Origin of the sequence: uncultured Maricaulis sp. (assembly GCF_963976135.1) — a bacterium.
Classification (GTDB): Bacteria; Pseudomonadota; Alphaproteobacteria; order Caulobacterales; family Maricaulaceae; genus Maricaulis.
Map to the genome: position 1 here is coordinate 12,342 of NZ_CAXBKN010000010.1, position 18,294 is coordinate 30,635.

At 63.0% G+C, this 18,294-nt stretch carries 13 protein-coding genes; 8 read left to right on the top strand and 5 right to left on the bottom strand.

Going from position 1 to position 18,294, the window contains the following annotated elements; genetic code table 11:
* Positions 1–54 precede the first annotated feature (54 nt).
* The 3 genes from AAC023_RS02500 to AAC023_RS02510 all read right to left on the bottom strand — a co-directional run bounded on the left by AAC023_RS02500 (position 55) and on the right by AAC023_RS02510 (position 5,882).
* The gene (locus AAC023_RS02500; protein ID WP_339737780.1) at positions 55–1,935 is read right to left on the bottom strand and encodes a DUF885 domain-containing protein; all 1,881 of its coding nucleotides are present in this window, start codon (positions 1,933–1,935) and stop codon (positions 55–57) included.
* A gap of 11 nt (positions 1,936–1,946) precedes the next feature.
* Entirely contained in the window at positions 1,947–3,824 is a 1,878-nt protein-coding gene (locus AAC023_RS02505) for a DUF885 domain-containing protein (RefSeq protein WP_339737782.1), read from the bottom strand.
* A 180-nt stretch (positions 3,825–4,004) separates the two neighbouring features.
* Positions 4,005–5,882 carry a DUF885 domain-containing protein gene (locus AAC023_RS02510; protein WP_339737784.1) on the bottom strand — a complete coding sequence of 626 codons (1,878 nt, stop codon included), beginning with the start codon at positions 5,880–5,882 and terminating at the stop codon, positions 4,005–4,007.
* A gap of 112 nt (positions 5,883–5,994) precedes the next feature.
* Here AAC023_RS02510 and fliQ point away from each other — a divergent pair, with 112 nt between their 5' ends.
* From fliQ to AAC023_RS02530, 4 genes are read left to right on the top strand one after another with little or no spacing between them, the layout of a single operon-like run.
* Positions 5,995–6,258 (top strand): flagellar biosynthesis protein FliQ, encoded by a 264-nt coding sequence (gene fliQ / locus AAC023_RS02515; RefSeq protein WP_091771466.1) that lies wholly within the window; start codon positions 5,995–5,997, stop codon positions 6,256–6,258.
* Positions 6,255–7,007: a flagellar biosynthetic protein FliR gene (fliR, locus tag AAC023_RS02520; RefSeq protein WP_339737789.1), complete on the top strand. Its 753-nt coding sequence runs from the start codon at positions 6,255–6,257 to the stop codon at positions 7,005–7,007. The genes fliQ and fliR overlap by 4 nt, the downstream gene beginning before the upstream one ends.
* 10 nt (positions 7,008–7,017) lie before the next feature.
* A complete protein-coding gene (flhB, locus tag AAC023_RS02525) occupies positions 7,018–8,106 on the top strand; it encodes a flagellar biosynthesis protein FlhB (RefSeq protein ID WP_339737791.1) in 1,089 nt (362 codons plus the stop codon).
* 39 nt (positions 8,107–8,145) lie between these two features.
* Positions 8,146–10,695: a response regulator gene (locus AAC023_RS02530; RefSeq protein WP_339737793.1), complete on the top strand. Its 2,550-nt coding sequence runs from the start codon at positions 8,146–8,148 to the stop codon at positions 10,693–10,695.
* Between the two features lie 686 nt (positions 10,696–11,381).
* On the opposite strand, the gene mltF is transcribed toward AAC023_RS02530, so the two are convergent.
* Positions 11,382–12,755 (bottom strand): membrane-bound lytic murein transglycosylase MltF, encoded by a 1,374-nt coding sequence (gene mltF, locus AAC023_RS02535; RefSeq protein WP_339737795.1) that lies wholly within the window; start codon positions 12,753–12,755, stop codon positions 11,382–11,384.
* 189 nt (positions 12,756–12,944) lie between these two features.
* Here mltF and recA point away from each other — a divergent pair, with 189 nt between their 5' ends.
* From recA to AAC023_RS02555, 4 genes are all read left to right on the top strand, one after another.
* Positions 12,945–13,982 (top strand): recombinase RecA, encoded by a 1,038-nt coding sequence (gene recA / locus AAC023_RS02540; protein WP_339737797.1) that lies wholly within the window; start codon positions 12,945–12,947, stop codon positions 13,980–13,982.
* A 150-nt stretch (positions 13,983–14,132) separates the two neighbouring features.
* Complete coding sequence (locus AAC023_RS02545) at positions 14,133–14,600, top strand: hypothetical protein (protein ID WP_339737799.1); 468 nt, start codon at positions 14,133–14,135, stop codon at positions 14,598–14,600.
* Positions 14,601–14,740: 140 nt separating this feature from the next.
* Positions 14,741–17,398: an alanine--tRNA ligase gene (gene alaS / locus AAC023_RS02550; protein ID WP_339737801.1), complete on the top strand. Its 2,658-nt coding sequence runs from the start codon at positions 14,741–14,743 to the stop codon at positions 17,396–17,398.
* Complete coding sequence (locus AAC023_RS02555) at positions 17,398–17,847, top strand: nuclear transport factor 2 family protein (protein ID WP_339737803.1); 450 nt, start codon at positions 17,398–17,400, stop codon at positions 17,845–17,847. Before alaS ends, AAC023_RS02555 begins: the two co-directional genes overlap by 1 nt.
* Here the strand turns inward: AAC023_RS02555 and AAC023_RS02560 are convergent.
* Complete coding sequence (locus tag AAC023_RS02560; protein WP_339737805.1) at positions 17,838–18,230, bottom strand: hypothetical protein; 393 nt, start codon at positions 18,228–18,230, stop codon at positions 17,838–17,840. The genes AAC023_RS02555 and AAC023_RS02560 overlap by 10 nt on opposite strands.
* Positions 18,231–18,294: the final 64 nt, after the last annotated feature.

An 18,294-nucleotide genomic window follows, 5' to 3' on the forward strand; every position in this document is an offset into this window, starting at 1 on the left:
AAGGCCGCCCGATCGATCTGATCGGGCGGCCTTTTGCTTGCCTGTGCCGTCTGCCTAGTGCGGCGTGGCGGCAATATAATCCTGGACGCGCTCTTCCAGGATCGCCAGTGGCATGGCGCCCTGGGTCAGGACGACATCGTGGAAGTCACGGATGTCATAGGCTTCGCCCAGTTCGGCCTCGGCGATCCCGCGCAGGCGCAGGATCTCGAGCATGCCGATCTTGTAGGCATTGGCCTGGCCCGGATAGACGACATAACGGTCAATCGCATTCTCGACATCGCCCTGCGGATTGGGCGTGTTGGTGGCGAGATAATCGACCGCATCCTGGCGGCTCCACTGATGGTGATGGATGCCGGTATCGACGACCAGCCGGCAGGCGCGCCACAATTCCATCGCCAGGCGGCCGAAGTCGGAATAGGGGTCGGAATAGAAGCCGAATTCACGCGGCAGCAATTCGCTGTAGAGGCCCCAGCCTTCGGTATAGGCGGTATAGCCGCCAAATCGGCGGAAGGAGGGAACGCCTTCCAGCTCCTGCATGATGGCCAGCTGCATGTGGTGACCAGGAATGCCCTCATGATAGGCGAGTGCTTCCATCTGATAGGTCGGCATATCAGCCATATCGCGCAGATTGGCGTAATAATAGGCCGGCCGTGACCCGTCCGGTGCCGGGCGGTTGTAGAAGGCCTTGCCTGCAGAAGCCTCGCGGAAGGCTTCGACCCGGCGCACTTCCAGCTGCGCGCGCGGGAAAGTGTTGAACATTTGCGGCAGCGCTTCGCGCATGGTGTCGATCAGCGCCGTGGCATCGGCGAGATAGGCCGTGCGGCCGGCCTCGTCATTGGAATACTGGAATTGCGGATCGGTCCGCATGTATTCGAAGAAGTCCTGCAGGGATCCCTCAAACCCGACCTGCTCCATGATGCCACGCATTTCGTCATGGATACGGGCGACTTCCGACAGGCCAAGCTGGTGGATTTCCTCGGCGGAGATATCCATCGTCGTATAGCCATTGAGGAGGTAATTATAATATTCGCCGCCATCGGGATGTTTCCAGATGCCGTCATCGCTGCTGGCGCTCCCGGCCTGTTCCTCGAACAGGGCGATGATCCGGCCATAGGCCGGTGCCACGACGTCGCGCAGGGCCGCTGAGGCATCGGCCAGCAACTGGTCCGCCTCGTCCTGTGGCAGGCCCAGCGCGGCGACCTTGCCGCGGAAGTCGGCCATGATCGGGCTGTCATCGCCATCATCGAACGGGGCGCCGGTGATGATGTTCTGCGCCGTGCGGATCATTGGTGGATAGGTCCAGTCCGGCGTCGAGACACCGAGCTCGAAGGAGCGGCGGGCATTGGCGATATTCTGGTCGAGATAGGGGCCCAGATTGCGCAGGCGGCCGATATAGGCTTCGGCGTCGCTGACATCGTCGATGCGGTGATTATTGATCAGGAAGGTCGGCGAATTCATGTGCGGGCCGGAGCGCGGCGTGAAAGTATAGCCGTGATCGACCCAGCGCCGGCCATCGGCAGCCCGCTGGGCATTATATTCAAACAGGCGCCAGGAAAGCCGCGCGCTTTCGTCGAGGGAGTCGAAGTCGAAATTCGCCAGCATATAGGCGAGGTCGGCCTGGCCGAGCTCAAAGTCCTCGCGGTCATATTCCGGCGAGGCGTCATTCCACTGATCGTAATTGGTCTTCATGCCGAGGAAGGTCTGGGTCATCGGCGAGCGGGCGACATTGCGCTGGAACACCTCTTCAAACCAGGCATTGAGGCGCACAGTCTCTGCGGACAGGACGGGCTGGTCGCTGCCGGTATCGGCCGGCGCGGCCGCCGTATCGGCGGCTGGCGCCGTATTGGCCGCCGGTGGTGTCGCGGCCGGATCCGAGCAGGCGGCGAGCAGGGCTGCGCTCGCGGCGCTGACCAGGAATCGTTTCAAATTCGTCATTTCATTCTCCCTCAAGGCGCCGTTTCAGCGCGCTTGGACTCAACATAATCATTCACAAGCTCGGTCAGGACCGGCAGTGGCAAGGAGCCATTCGTCAGCACCACATCGTGGAATTCGCCGTAGTCGAAGGCATCGCCCAATTGGTCCTGCGCGAAGTCACGCAGGGCCCGAATGCGTATCTGGCCGATCTTATAAGCCGTCGCCTGGCCGGGCCAGACGATGTAGCGCTCGACCTCACGCGTGATCTCCTCCTCGGTGAAGGAGGTATTGGTGCGCAGATAATCGATCGCATCCTGGCGCGTCCAGCGCATGGAATGGATGCCGGTATCGACGACCAGGCGTCCGGCACGCCACAGCTCATAGGCGAGGCGGCCGAAATCCTGATAGGGGTCGGTGAACATTCCCATATCCTTGCCCAGGCTCTCGGCATAGAGCGCCCAGCCCTCGCCGAAGGCCGGCAGGTAGAGCAGACGCTGGAACATCGGGGTGTCGCCGGCTTCCAGCGCCAGGGTGAGCTGGAAGTGATGGCCCGGAATACCCTCATGATAGGCGAGGGTCTCCATCTGATAGATCGGCAGATTCCGCATATTCAGCGTATTGGCGTAGAAGGTGCCGGGACGCGTGCCGTCCATTGTGCCAGTATTGTAGAAGGCGCTCGGTGACCCGGCGGCCCGGTAGGGCTCGACCTCGCGGACCACCATTTCGCCGCGTGGCACCGTGTCGAAATAATCCGGCAGCACACCGCGCACCCGGTCGAAAACCGCATTGACCCGGGTCATGTATTCGGCCCGGCCCTCATCGGTGCTCGGCAGGTAGAATTGCGGGTCGGAGCGCATGAATTCGAAGAATTCGGCCAGCGAGCCCTCAAAGCCCACCTGGTCCATGATCGCGGCCATCTCGCCGTGAATGCGGTCGATCTCGTCGAGCCCGGTCCGGTGAATTTCCTCGGGCGAGAGGTCGTGCATGGTGGTGAAGGTCGCCAGCTGGGCCTGGTAATAAGCCTCGCCGCGCGGCAATTTCCAGGCGCCGTCGCGTTCATCCGTCATCTCGCGGTGACGCTGGAACATGGCGAGCAGACCGGTATAGGCGGGGCCGACCTGACCCAGCAGGGCGGTGGTGGCGCGGGCGATCAGATCAGCCTTGGCATCGTCGTCAATCTCGAGCGCCTCGACCTTGGCGGTGAAATCGGCCAGCAGGGGCGAGGCTGTGCCGCTGTCATCGAAAGGGGCACCGGCGACAAGCTGGGCGGTATTGTCGATCAGATAGGCGAAGGCGAAGCGCGGCGGCAGCACGCCGGCGGCGGCGCGTGTTTCGGCCTGTTCGATCAACTCGCCCAGGATCGGCCCCATGCCCTCGAGACGGCGGATATAGGCGTCCGCCTGTTCGGTATTGGTGATGCGATGCTGGCTGATGAGTGTGGTTGGCAGGCCGGTATGCGGGCCGAACATCTGGGTGAAGATATAGCGCTGGTCGCGGAATTCGTAATTGCGGATTCCGGTTTGCTGCAGATATTCGAACACTCGGTAAGAGACCCGCGCCTTGGCGTCGAGGGCCTCAAAATCGAAATTATTGCGCAAATGGTCGAGACGTTCGATGCGGCGGGCATTGGCCGCCGCAGCATCGGCCTCATCGACCGCATCCCAGCGGCCATAGGCGTCGAGATCATCGACGCGGCCCAGCGCGGTCTGGGTTTCCGGCGAACGCGCCAGATCCTCTTCGAACAGCTCTGCAAACCAGGCATTGAGCCGGGCCGTCTCGGTCTGTTCGGTGGCGACCTCCTGCACGGCGGCGGTGGTCTCGGCAGGGCCTGCCGATGGCTGTTGCGGCGAACAGGCCGCCATCAAGGCCAGCAGGGACACCGCCATGGGTGTCTGGATCATACGACGCATCTTGTTTCCCCGATGTCTGCCGCCGGTTATCCTGCGAGGCTTTCGCCCGCGTCCGGCTCGATCAATATCCGGGCGGCACCGTCAGCGGATATTCCGGCCCGGTCAAGACCTGCATATGGCAGAACTTCCACCTGGCCGGCGAGGCCGGAGGAGGGGAAGACCCTCCTCCGGCAACGGGTATCAATCCGCGCTGCGGGCCGCGAGCGTGTCGGCGATATAGGCGTCGACCAATTCCTCGAGCAGGGTCAGTGGCACCGAACCATGGGTCAGGACCACATCGTGGAACTCGCCCCAGTCGAAATCATCGCCGAGCTGATCCATCGCCCGCTGGCGCAGATCGAGAATGGTGAGCATGCCGATCTTGTAGGACACGGCCTGGCCGGGCCAGACGATATAGCGGCGGATCTCGCTCTGGATATCGGTATCGGCCATCGGCGTATTCTGCGTCATGTAGTCAACGGCCTGCTGCTCGGTCCACTGCAGGTCGTGAATGCCGGTATCGACCACCAGGCGCGCGGCCCGGAAGACTTCATAGGAGAGGCGGCCGAAATCCATATAGGGGTCAGTAAAGAAGCCCATATCCTTGCCGAGATTTTCGGCATAGAGCGCCCAGCCCTCGCCATAGGCGGAATACCAGGTCAGGCGCTGGAACATTGGCGCGCTCTCGAGTTCCTGGGCCAGCGAGCTCTGGAAATGGTGCCCAGGCGCGCCCTCATGATAGGCGAGCGTCTCCATCTGGTAGGTCGGGCTTTCGGCCATGTTCGCCAGATTGATGTAATAGGCACCGGGACGGCTGCCATCGAGCGAGCCGGGTTCGTAGAAGGCACCGGTCGCAGTGGTGATGCGGTAGTCCTCGACGGCGCGCACTTCCAGATTGGCGGCCGGCAATTGTCCGAAATAATCCGGAGCCGCGTCCATGACGCGACCAATAATGGCGGTGGCATCGGCGAGATAGGCGGCGCGGCCCTCCTCGGTATCGGCATAGTAGAATTGCGGATCGGTGCGCAGGAAGGCGAAGAATTCCTGCAGCGTGCCGTCAAAGCCGACCTGTTCCATGATGGCGCGCATTTCGCCATGGATGCGGGCAACCTCGTCCAGGCCGGTCTGATGGATATCGGCCGCTGTGAGGTCGGTGCGGGTGGTGTAATTGGTCAGCTGGCTGCGATAATATTCTCCGCCATCGGGCAGGGCCCAGGCGCCGTCATTGCGGCCGTCGGCCATTTCGGCATGACGCTCCATCACTTCGATCAGGTGCTGATAGGCCGGCGCGACACCATCCGTCAGGGCCATGATGGCGCGGTCAATCAAGGCTGTCTTCTCGGCATCATCGATCCCGAGCGCTTCAACCTTGGTGCGGAAATCGGCCAGAATGGGCGAATCCTCGCCGCTGTCGTCAAAGGGGGCCCCGGTGATGAAACGCTGTGCCGCCCCGATCACGATCGGATAGGCAAAGGCTGGCGCGACAATCCCGGCCTGAGCCTGCTCGTCGGCCTGCGTGGTGTGGATCTCGAGCGTGTCGCCAAGGCTGGACAACCGGCTGAGATAGGCCTCGGCCTGATCGAGGTTTTCCACCTTGTGATAGCCGATCAGCAGGGTCGGCATGCCGGTGTGCGGGCCGAAGAACTGGGTGAAAGTGTAGTTGTGGTCGCGGAACTCGCCCTGCTGGGCGTCGTTGGCGGCGATGAATTCGGCAAAGCGCCAGCTGACCTGAGCCTCCGGGGTCAGGGCGTCATAGTCGAAGTTCTCCTGCATGTAGCGCAGGCGGTCAGCGGCACGCTGGAGCCCCGCCCGGAAGGCGGCTTCGGAGGGATCATCCCACTGGCCATAGGCTTCCAGATCATCGAGCATGCCCAGATAGGTCTTGCCCTCCGGCGAGAAGGCGAGCTCGGCGGCGAACTGCTCGTCGAACCAGGCATTGAGCCGCTCGGTCTCGGTCTGGACGGCTGCCGTCTCGACGGCTTCAGCGGGCGGCGGGGCGGTGGTTTCGGCGGTCTGCGGCGAGCAGGCAGCGAGCAGAACAAGCGCACTTGTACCCGTTAAGAATGATCGAAATGACATGGCGGACAATCCCCGAAATGGTTAAGAATTGACTCTTTCTTAACGTGCCCGGGCGAAGCGTAAAGATAATTAACCGTAACCGCGATTCTCTTGACCGGCTGAGGCCTGACACGTGACCGGACCTGAAGTCCTCGACTTTGCACGCGATGCTATCTGGCTGACTCTCGCCATGGCAGGACCGATCATGTTGACCGGCCTGACCGTCGGTATTGTCATCGCCCTGTTCCAGGCCCTGACCCAGATTCAGGAGATGACGCTCGTCTTCGTGCCCAAGATCATCGCCATTTTCGTCTCCATGCTGATCTTCATGCCCCTGATGGGGGCGCTCTTGTCCGCCTTTATGGCCGGGGTGATCGAGCGGATCGTCAATCCATGATTCCCGATCTGCCAGCGATGGTCTTCGCCGCCGGGCTGGTGTTTGCGCGGGTCGGGTCGATTCTGATGCTGATGCCCGGTTTTGCCGAACCGAGCATACCGATGCGGATCCGCCTCTCCTTCGCCTTGCTGGTGGCGCTGATCCTCGGTCCGATCATCTCGCCAGCCCTGCCGCCCATGCCGGCTGAGCCGCTCCCGATGGCAGGCCTGGTGATCGGCGAAATGCTGATTGGTCTGATGATCGGCGGAATTGCGCGAATGCTGATGGCGATGGCGGCAATCGCCGGCCAGGTGATCGGCATGCAGAGCGGGCTCGCCTTTGCCCAGACCTTCGATCCGTCCCAGGGCCAGCAGGGGGCAATCTTCGCGACCCTGCTTAATCTGACCTTCCTGATCCTGATGTTCTCGACCAATCTGCACCATCTCCTGCTGCTGACGACGACGAACTCCTATCTCCTTTTCCCGCCAGGCGAATTGCCGCCGATGGCCGATGCTGCGGCCTGGGCGCTGCAGGCCTTTACCGATGCCTTCCGGCTCGGCATCCAGATCGCGGCCCCGATGATCGTGTTCGGACTGGTCTTCTATCTGGCGCTCGGCGTGCTCTCGCGCCTGATGCCGCAGGCGCAGATCTTCTTCATCGCCATGCCGTCAAACATCATGGTCGGCCTGTTCATCCTGACGATATCGCTTGGCGCGATGAGCGCGGTTTTCCTCGACCGCATGCGCCAATTCGCGACTGAACTGAACTGAGGGGCAGACGATGGCCGAAGGCGAAGACGAAAGCCAGAAAACCGAGGAGCCGACCCAGAAACGGCTCGATGATGCGCGCGAAAAGGGCGATGTCGCCAAATCGCAGGAAATCCCCGGCTGGTTCATCCTGGCGGCTGGCCTGGCCCTGCTCAGCTTCATGTTTCCGGCGATGGCGCGGAATCTGGCGGGGTCGCTGGTGGTATATTTCGAACAGGCCGATGCCTTTGCCGTCGAGCCCCATGCCGTGCTGGGCATGATGCGGCAGACCGCCTGGCATGTCGCCGTGATCGTCGGTGTTCCGATCCTGGTGCTCGCCGGCGCCGGTTTCGCCGGGCATTACCTGCAACAGGGCATGATCTTCACCACCGACAAGATGCAGCCCAAACTGTCCAAGATTAATCCCGTCGAGGGCTTCAAGCGCGTGTTCGGACCGCAAGGCGTCGCCAACTTCCTCAAGGGGATTGGCAAGATGGCGCTGGTGGGGTTGGCGGTGTTTGTGGTGCTCTACCCGAAACGCGATTTGCTGGCCGGCATGCCCGCACTCGACGTCTCGGACATACTCGTCCTGGTGCGTCAGATCTCGATCGAATTGATGCTCGCCTGCCTGGTGGTCTACGCCATGATCGCGGCGGCCGATTTCGCCTTCCAGAAGCAGAGCTTCATGAAGCGCAATCGCATGTCGAAGCAGGAGATCAAGGACGAGCACAAGAATTCCGAGGGGGACCCGCACGTCAAGGCCAAGCTGCGTCAGCTGCGCCATGAGCGCTCGCAGCGCCGCATGATGGCGCGGGTGCCCGAGGCGACCGTGATCATCACCAATCCGACCCATTATGCTGTCGCCCTGCTGTATGAGCAGGGCAAGACCGCGGCGCCGATCTGCCTCGCCCTTGGCATTGACGAGGTGGCCCTGCGGATCCGCGACATGGCGAAGGAGCATGATATTCCGATCGTCGAGGATCCGCCCCTGGCCCGGGCCCTGTTCGCCACAGCCGAGCTGGACCAGGAAATCCCGGTCGATCACTTCCAGGCCGTGGCCAAGATTATCGGTTATGTGCTGTCGCTTTCACGCGGTCGCGCACAATACGCTTCGAGCGAGTAGTCTATACCCCGAGCTTTCTGATTCGTGCTGGAGCCTCCCATGGCTGAACTGCCCGCCCATGATACCGCCGCCCAGCAAGCCGCTGAGCGTAAATCCTTCTGGTCGAAGCCTTTTGGCCGCGTCGCTTTCTGGGTCTGCGTCTTCATCGTCGTGCTGGCTGCGCTGGCGGCCCTGTTCGCCGCTGGCCATGACGGCTGGCAGGGCTTTGTCTTGCTTTCGGGCCTGGCGGCGATCGGCTTTCTGGTGCTCTACGCCATTGCCGCCGGCGAAACGGCCGGGCGCAGCATGCGCAAGCGGATCAATCAGAACCAGGCGCCCAGCCCTGCCATGCTGGCCGGCCAGGCGATGGAGGCCTTTCCCGATCCGGTCCTGATGACCGATCAGCGCGGCGCGGCACGCTGGGCCAACACGGCCTATCGTGACCTGGCCCGGGCAACGGCGGGCTTCGGGCAGAGCTTCGGTATTCCCGGCATTGACCGGATCTGGGCCGGCGCCGGTGGCGGCGATGGCGCGGTCTATCGCCTGGCCCGGGCCGCAGCTCGCGGCGAGGGCGCTTGCGAATTGCTTCCGCCGCTCGAGCTGGCCGATGGTGCAATTGGCCAATACCACCTCGAAGCCCTGCCGCAGGCCGGCCAGATGATCCTGTGGCGGCTGACGCCGGTCGGTGATCGCTCGATGGGCCAGGCCTCGTCCATGGCGGACTGGTCGCAGCACGCGCCGGTCGGGCTGTTCTCCTTGCGCACGAATGGCGAGATCGCGATGGGCAATGCGACCCTGCGCGGCTGGCTCGGCCTGATTGACGGACAGGGCTTCCCGGCACTCGGCGATGTTCTCACCGGTGATGGGGCGAAACTGGTTCTGCAGACGCGCGGCGGCGAAGGCGTGACACGGATCGATTGCCGCCTGCGGGCCCGCGACGGTATTGAAAGCCCGGTTGTGGTGGCAATTGAATGGGCACCCGGAGAGCCTTCGATCGGACGCGGTGTGCTCTATGGCCTGTCGTCGACCGGTTCGCCTCCGGGTGTTGCCCAGTCGATGGGCGAGGCACGTCCGGCCGGGCGCACGCTCGACGACATGTTCGCCAATGCCCCCTTTGGTGTTGTGCGCCTCGATGGCGCCGATCCGGAAACCGCGATGATCGAGGACGTCAATCCGGCGCTGGTGCAGCTGTCGGGCGGCAAGGCGATCCCCGGGGTCAAATTCCGCGAGATCTTCAACTGGGAAGATGGCCGTTCAGCCACCGATGCCTTTGCTGCGGCCATGGCCGGCGGCAAGGAGCCGGCCGAGGCGCGGCTGGCAAGCGAGGCGGCGACCTATGTCCACCTTGCCTTCGCCCCGGCCCGCGGCGGCAAGCGCGTCGCCTACATCATTGATGTCACCGCGTGGAAAGAGCTCGAGCGGCAATTCTCCCAGGCCAACAAGATGCAGGCGGTCGGTCAGCTGGCCGGCGGCGTGGCACATGATTTCAACAATCTGCTCACCGCCGTGCGGCTCAATTGCGATGAATTGCTCAATCGCCATCCGGTCGGCGATCCCGATTATGGCGAGCTGCAATCGATCAACCAGACCGTGGTGCGTGCCGCAGGCCTGGTGCGCAAACTGCTCGCCTTCTCGCGCAAGCAGACCTTCCGCATGGAAGCGATGGATATCGGTGATCTCCTGTCCGACGTCTCGGTGCTGCTGCGCCAGATCGTCGAGGAGACGGTGCGGCTCGACATCATCCATGGCCGCGATGTGCCGTTGATCAAGGTCGACAAGGGCCAGCTGGAAACTGCCATCATCAATCTGGCCGCCAATGCCCGTGACGCGATGCGTGACCAGGGCGGCGGTTCGCTGGTGATCCGTACCTCGGTGCTCTCCGACGAGGAAGTCCGCAAGGCCGGCGGCCCCAATCCGCGGCCCGGCCCCTGGGTGGCGATCGCCGTCAGCGATGAAGGCCATGGCATGGATGCCGAGACGCTGGAGAAGATTTTCGAACCCTTCTTCACCACCAAGGAAGCCGGCAAGGGCACCGGCTTGGGCCTGGCGACCGTCTACGGCATCGTCAAGCAATCGGGCGGTTTCCTGTTTGCCAATTCGGAAGTCGGAAAGGGTACGACTTTCACCATTTATCTGCCCGGCCACGTGCCGAGCGAGGCGGAGACCGCCGAATTCAAACAGGCCGAGGAAGCGCGCACCGTCGAACCGGCCCCGTCAGACCTCTCCGGCCATGGCCGTATCCTGCTGGTCGAGGACGAGGATGCGGTGCGCAATATCGCCGCCAAGACACTGGTCAAGCGCGGCTATGATGTGGTCGAGGCCTGCGATGGCGAAGAAGCCTATGAGATCCTCGAGGATGATACCGAAGGCTTTGACCTTCTCCTCTCCGATGTTGTGATGCCGGGGCTCGACGGTCCCGGTCTGCTGCAAAAGGCGCGGCATATGCTCACCGATACCCGTGTCGTCTTTATCTCCGGCTATGCCGCCGAGGAATTCTCCAAGACGCTGTCGGAAGAACATGAAGTCTCCTTCCTGCCCAAGCCGTTTACGCTGACCCAGCTGGCCGAGAAGGTGAAGCAGGAGATGGTGAAACGGGCCGAAAAGAGCTGATCGCACGCCAAAAACTCCACGCGGCTTGCCGCTGGAGGTTTGAGTGGTCCCCCCGTATTGGGAGGTGTGCGGGACGCCGGCGAATGCCGGTTTGCGCAGTTAAGTAGTTGAGACATCCGTGACGTCCCGCACGTGGAGATTTGCTCGGACGCCTTGCGGCCCCCGTCTCGAAACCGGAGTGGAGTAAACGGTCGAGCTTTGTGCCGCCTTCCTCTCCGGTGGCCACGCCGGGGCTCGGGATGTCACCCCTCTGCCCGGACGAGCTCCACGCTCCCGATCGCCGCAAGTGACTGAGCTCACGCCTCCCGTGCAACCGGAACGAGGCGATTATGCGCCAGGCGCGAGGGGGTGGGGATAACATCACCAAAAATTCGTCATCCCGACGCAAGTCGGGACCTCGAACGACCGGGTTCCGCGCCTGTCACGTCGAGGTCCCGGCCTTCGCCGGGATGACGTGGGGTAATTGTTGGGGGTGGGGGATAAGCGGGCAAATCGGGCACCGCTGTGCCCGCCATCCTCATCAGCTCCGACCGCTTCGCGGCCACCTCTTCCATCAAGGAAGAGGAGGGTGATTATCCCTGTCGCATCGCCTGTCTCCTCCTCGTCCTTGATAGAAGAGGTGCGCCGGACTTCAGTCCGGGGCGGAGCTGGTGACGGCCTCGCGAGGCGGGCAGCCAGGCTCGCTTTCAAATCCCCTGCGCATTGAGCAGGGCGCGGTATTCGCGAACTTTCTGGACATAACGCACCGGTTCCTGGCCGCGGGCATAGCCATAGCGCAGATCACGATAATGGGCCGGGTCGGACAGGAGGGGCAGCACTCTGGCGAGATCGTCCCAGCTATCCTTGTCCAGCCCCTGGCGTTCGGCCAGGGCGCGGGCGTCATACATGTGGCCCATGCCGATATTATAGGCAGCGAGGGCAAACCAGATGCGGTCCTCGCCGGTCACGCCGCTGGGGACGCGTTGATACAGGTCTTCCAGATAGGCCGCGCCGCCGGCAATGCTCTGGCGCGGATCGGTGCGGTCCTCGACGCCGACGCGTTCGGCGGTCGACAGCGTCAGCATCATCAGGCCGCGCACGCCGGTATCGCTCACCGCGTCCGGGTCCCAGTGCGATTCCTGATAGGCCTGGGCGGCGAGCAGGTCCCAGTCGAATGTGGTCCGTTCTGCCGCCAGTTCGAACCAGTGCTCATAATGCGGCAGACGGGTCTCCACCCGGTCGACGAAGCTGGAGACGTCGACATAGTTGAAATCGCCAAACTGGCCGAACCAGATCTCGTCCAGCCGTTCGAGCAGATCGCCTTCATGGATCTGGCTGAACCAGCCGGTCAGAACATCGCCCAACCCCTCGACTTGCCCGGAATAGGCCCAGGCCAGGGATTCCTCGCCGCCCATATCCATCGCCACGACCAGGTCGGGATGGCGGCGCCGGGCGAAATCGGCCAGGTGCGAATCGGCGATGGTGCAATCGAATTCACCGGAATCGACGGCTTCGAGCAAAGGCATGGCCGAGCCGCCGGCGCGCTCGGTCCAGCGCAGCGCCTCACGGCGAGCGGGCAGGGCCTGCAGGCTTTCCAGATAACTCGACCCCGCCAGCACCACGATGCGGGCCCGGCCGAGATCCTCGATCGAGGTCGGCGCCGGGCCACCATTATGGCAGACCAGTTGCTCGGTCACCGTCTTGTAGGAGGGGCCGAACAAGATGCGCGCCTGGCGCGCCGGCGTGACCGTCAACCCGGCCGCAGCAATATCGCCCTCGCCATTGGCGAGCGCCGCTGTCATCGCGGCGATTGACGGGCGCGTCTCGAATTGCGCCTCGACACCGAGATGGGCCGCGAAGGCCCGCACGAGATCGACCTCATAGCCGCTGGGGCCGTCTTCGCCGGCCAGATAGCTGGTAGGCCCTTCCAGGGTCAAAACCACGAGGCTGCCACGGGCCCGCAATGCGTCGACCGAATCGATTCCGACGGGCCGGGCCGCCTGGCCACAGCCAGCCAGGACGGACGCAATCGCGATGAGGCGAAAAATATGGCGCAGGGTCATCCCTGCGAAGATAGGCATTCGCCGCCGGTCCGCCAAGTCAAAGCCGAAGCGATGGCTTTTCGTTCCGTTTTGTTAACCATAAATGTTCCGCTTGTGTTCCGGAACAAAACTGGTACGTTGTGTCTCGGTTGCCCGTGACCGAGGGGCGTGAAATAAGGGAATATCGATATGAGCAAGGGCGCGATTCGACTCGTGAACGATTCAGGTATGGACAAGAAAAAAGCGATCGAGGCCGCTCTGGGCCAGATCGACAAGGCCTTCGGCAAGGGCTCGGTCATGAAGCTCGGCGCCAAGCCGGCGATGGAGATCGAGGCGATTTCTTCCGGCTCGCTCGGGCTGGATATCGCGCTCGGCATTGGCGGCCTGCCCAAGGGCCGGATCATCGAGATCTACGGCCCGGAAAGCTCGGGCAAGACGACATTGGCGCTGCACACGATCGCCGAGGGGCAAAAGCTCGGCGGCGTCTGCGCCTTCATCGATGCCGAACACGCGCTCGATCCGGTCTATGCCGGCAAGCTCGGCGTTGATGTCGCCGAACTCCTGGTCTCGCAGCCTGATACCGGTGAGCAGGCGCTCGAAATTGCCGATACACTGGTGCGTTCCGGTGCGATTGATGTGCTGGTCATCGATTCGGTCGCCGCCCTGACACCGCGCGCCGAGCTCGAAGGCGAGATGGGCGACAGCCTGCCCGGTCTCCAGGCCCGTCTGATGAGCCAGGCCCTGCGCAAGCTGACCGGCTCGATCTCGAAGTCGAAATGCATGGTCATTTTCATCAACCAGATCCGGATGAAGATCGGTGTCATGTTTGGCAGCCCCGAGACCACGACCGGCGGCAATGCGCTGAAATTCTACTCCTCGGTCCGGCTCGATATCCGCCGCATTGGCGCGATCAAGGATCGTGATGAAGTGATCGGCAACCAGACCCGGGTCAAAGTCGTCAAGAACAAGGTCGCACCGCCCTTCCGCGAGGTTGAATTCGACATTCTCTATGGCGAAGGCATTTCGAAAATGGGCGAGCTGATCGATCTTGGCGTCAAGGGTGACATCATTGAAAAATCCGGTTCCTGGTATTCCTATAATTCGGAACGCATCGGCCAGGGCCGTGAAAATGCCCGAAAATTCATGATCGCCAATCAGGCCATGGCCAAGGAAATCGAAGCGAAAGTCCGCGCCAATGCCGGCCTCATCGCCGACGTGCTGCTGGTCGGCAAGGATCTGGAAGAAGACGAGGCGGTCGCCGGCTGACCGGATCTGCCCGGGCTGGACACAGCCGGCCCGGTCACCCTTGGTTAACCGTGGTATGTGACAAAACGACGCTGGACATTGTCCGGCCGAGACCGGGCTCCCCTTTCGGGCGCTCGGTCTTTCGTATTCCTGAAGGGAGGAATGCCGCGGATGCCTATCCAAATACTGCAGGATCAGCAGCGCGAGATCCGGCTCATAGAATTCAGCGGCACAGTCCGGCGCGAAGAGCTCGGGGCGCTATCCCGCCTCTACATTGATCGTGACTTCTATCGCTTTGGCGACCGGGAAGTGGTGTTTTTCAAGCCAGATGCCTCGCTGGCAGCGATCGATGTCGAGGATATCAGCCATCTTGCTGACAGCTATATCGAGGCGATCCGGATGCGCGACGATCAAACGGCCGTCCTGTCCGCCTGGGTCATGGGCGATCATGTCCGCGCAGATATCCGTCTCTGGTGGGAGTTTACCCGCGGGCATGTCCAGATGCGCGAACCGCGCACCGTGGTCGACAACATCGAAGCCGCCTTGATCGCCCTGGGCTTGTCGCCGGACTGGGCCGAGGACCTGCAGGCACATCGCGGCTTCCGCCGGTTTGATAGCGCCGGGCCCGCCCAGACCTGAGACTCGGCTGTGCGCCCCGGCGGTTTCGGCCTCGCTCCAGCTCTCGCCTTGCGCAGGCGGCCGCGTTTCCATATCTCCTGAAAACTGCTAACGCAGCGGCTTCGGCCGGGCGCCGCAAAGACGATGCGATACAGGATGATATGATGGCCAGCTTGCGCGATATCCGGGCAACATTCCTCGACTACTTTGGCCGCAATGGCCATGAGATCGTCCCTTCCAGCCCGCTGGTGCCGCAGGATGATCCGACCTTGCTCTTCGTCAATGCCGGCATGGTCCCGTTCAAGAATGTCTTCACCGGCAAGGAAAAGCGTCCCTACACCCGCGCCACTTCGTCCCAGAAATGCGTCCGCGCCGGCGGCAAGCATAATGATCTCGACAATGTCGGCTATACCGCGCGCCACCATACCTTCTTCGAAATGCTGGGGAATTTCTCCTTCGGCGATTATTTCAAGGAAAAGGCGATCCATCATGCCTGGGAGCTGGTGACGAAGGAATATGGTCTGCCGGCCGACCGTCTGCTGGTCACGGTCTATTCCGAAGACGAGGAAGCGCGCATCCTCTGGCGCAAGATTGCCGGCCTCACCGATGATCGCATTATCTCGATTTCCACTTCGGATAATTTCTGGTCGATGGGTGATACCGGCCCGTGTGGTCCGTGTTCCGAGATCTTCTTCGATCATGGTGCCGACATCCCTGGCGGGCCTCCCGGCTCGCCCGATGAGGATGGCGACCGTTTCATCGAGATCTGGAATCTGGTTTTCATGCAGTATGAGCAGATTTCCGCGGATGAGCGGGTCAATCTGCCCAAACCCTCGATCGACACCGGCATGGGGCTGGAACGCATCGCCGCCATCCTGCAGGGCAAGCATAATAATTACGAGATCGACCTGTTCGCCAATCTGATCCGCGCCGGCGAAAGCGTGCTTGGCATCAAGGCGGAAGGCACGGCCCTGGCCAGCCACCGGGTGATCGCCGATCATTTGCGTTCGACCTGTTTTCTGATGGCCGATGGTGTCAGCCCGTCCAATGAGGGCCGCGGCTATGTGTTGCGCCGCATCATGCGCCGCGCCATGCGCCATGCGCACCTGCTCGGCGCGACCGAGCCGGTGATGTGGAAACTGGTCGAGGCGCTGAAACTCGAGATGGGCGAGGCCTATCCTGAACTCGTCCAGGCCCAGCCCATGCTCGAGGACACGCTGCGCATGGAGGAAGAGCGCTTCCAGACAACGCTGGGCCGCGGGCTCGGCCTGCTTGAAGAGGCCACCGCCGGCCTGTCCAACGGTGCTGTCCTGCCCGGTGATACCGCCTTCAAGCTCTACGACACTTATGGCTTCCCGCTCGACCTGACCCAGGACGCCCTGCGCGCCAAGGGCATGACGGTGGACGAGGCCGGTTTCGAGACCGCGATGGACAAGCAGCGCAGCGATGCACGCGCCAGTAAATTCTCTTCCGGCCAGGCCGCGCCGGCCGAGGTGTGGTTCGCCGTCCGGGACAAGGCCGGTGCCTCGAAATTCCTTGGCTATGATGGCGAGGAAGGCCGCGGCAAGCTGGCCGCGATCGTCGCCGATGCGAAACAGGCCAAGGCGCTCGGCCATGGCCAGAGCGGCGAGCTGGTGTTCGACGCGACGCCTTTCTATGGCGAATCCGGCGGCCAGGCAGGCGATAGCGGTCTGATCGAGTTCGAGAATGGCGCGGTCTTCCGCGTCACCGATACGCAAAAGCGCGGCGGCGACATGCATGCCCATATCGGTGTGCTCGAACGCGGCGAGATCACGCTCGGCGACAGCGCCGTGCTCAAGGTCGATACGGCGCGCCGCACCACCACACGCGCCAATCACTCCGCGACCCACCTTTTGCATGCGGCCCTGCGCGATGTGCTCGGGCCGCAAGTGGCGCAGAAGGGCTCCTATGTCGGGCCGGACCGGCTGCGTTTCGATTTCAGTCAGAACAAGCCGATCAGTCCGGCCGAGCTGGCCGCCGTCGAGGCCCAGGTCAATGCGGTCATCCGCCAGAATCTCGCTGTCTCGACGCGGGAAATGACCCCCGACGCGGCCATCGAGGCCGGGGCGCTGGCCCTGTTCGGCGAAAAATATGGCGAGACGGTCCGCGTGCTGGCGATGGGCCAGGCGCTGGATGGCGGCGACAAGGCCTATTCGGTCGAGCTGTGCGGCGGCACGCATGTTGCCCGCACCGGCGATATCGCCCTGTTCAAGATCGTCGCCGACAGCTCGGTCGCGTCCGGCGTGCGCCGGATTGAAGGCCTGACCGGCGAGGCCGCCCGGCTCTATATGGAAGAACAGATCGGCTTTGGCCGTGCTGCTGCCGATGCGCTCAAGACGCCACCGGCGGACTTGCCGGCGCGGGTCGCCAGCCTGATCGATGAGCGCAAGAAGCTCGAGCGCCAGCTCGCCGAGGCGAAGAAGCAATTGGCGATGGGCGGCGGTGCTGCCGGTGCTCCGGCGGGACCGGAAGAGATCGCCGGCATCAAATTTATCGGCCGCGTGGTCGAGGGCGTCGGCGGCAAGGATTTGCGCGGCCTGATCGATGAGGCCAAGGCGCAAATGGGTTCGGGCATCGCCGCCTTCATCTCCAATAATGAGGGCAAGGCGGCGCTGGCGGTCGGTGTCACCGGCGATCTGGTCGAGCGCTTCTCGGCGGTGGAGCTGGTGCGTGCCGGTGCTGCGCCCGTCGGCGGCAAGGGCGGCGGCGGCCGCGCGGATTTCGCCCAGGCCGGCGGTCCCGATGGTGACAAGGCCCAGGCGGGACTGGACGCGATCCGCGCCGCACTCGCTTCGTGATGGCCAGGCCTTCGCGAACAGCCCCTGGCGGCGATGTGCAATTGCTCGGCGACAAGCTTGCTGCGCGCGCTGTCGCCGCGGCCCGCAGTGATTTCAACGCGGCACTGGCCGAGCGCGATCTGGATGCGATCGCTGCGGTCCTGGCCGAGGCGGCCACGCTGGTGCCCGGTGATGATGCGGTTCTGATCGAGGGCCGCGAAGCGCAGCTTCAGGCCTGGCAGTCCATTTTTACCAATATGCCGGATGTCACCTATGTGCGCTCACCGGCCCGCATCGAGATCGGTGAGGATGGCGAGCTGGCCGCGGAGACCGGGCGCTGGCGCGGAGCCTGGTCAAGCGAAGGGTTTTCGATCCGCTATACCGGCCGCTATTTCGCCAAATGGCGTTTCGACGGTGTGCGCTGGGTGATCGAGGCGGAAGTCTTCGTGACGCTCAAGCGTCAGACCTGACCGGCGAGCCAGGCGCGGGCCGTCTTCTCGTCGGCAAAGGTCCGGTTTTCCCCTGACATTCCCGCCGGTGCGCGGCGATCCCAATAGCTCAACAAGGTCCGGCTATCAGGATCCGCGCAGGCGATGGCCGCGAAAAAACCGTCACCAACGCCATGCTTGGCGGCGGCGATGGCCATGAAACGCATCAATTTTTCCGCTTCACCAGGATTGAACAAGTCCAGCCGGGTGTCGGTGAGTATGCTGAGATTGAGAATGCCCGGCCACCAGCCCGGCAGGTCGAAGCGTTCCAGATAGGCGGCCTGCAGCGGTTCGAGTTCGGCGCGGCCATTGACGCGCCAGACACACAGATTGCTCTCGTGTTCGATCTCTGTGGTTGTGTGCATGCCGCCCCCAAGCGAACCCGGTTCAATCTGCATCTATGAGCGAGTCCGGGGACGGCGCAAGCCT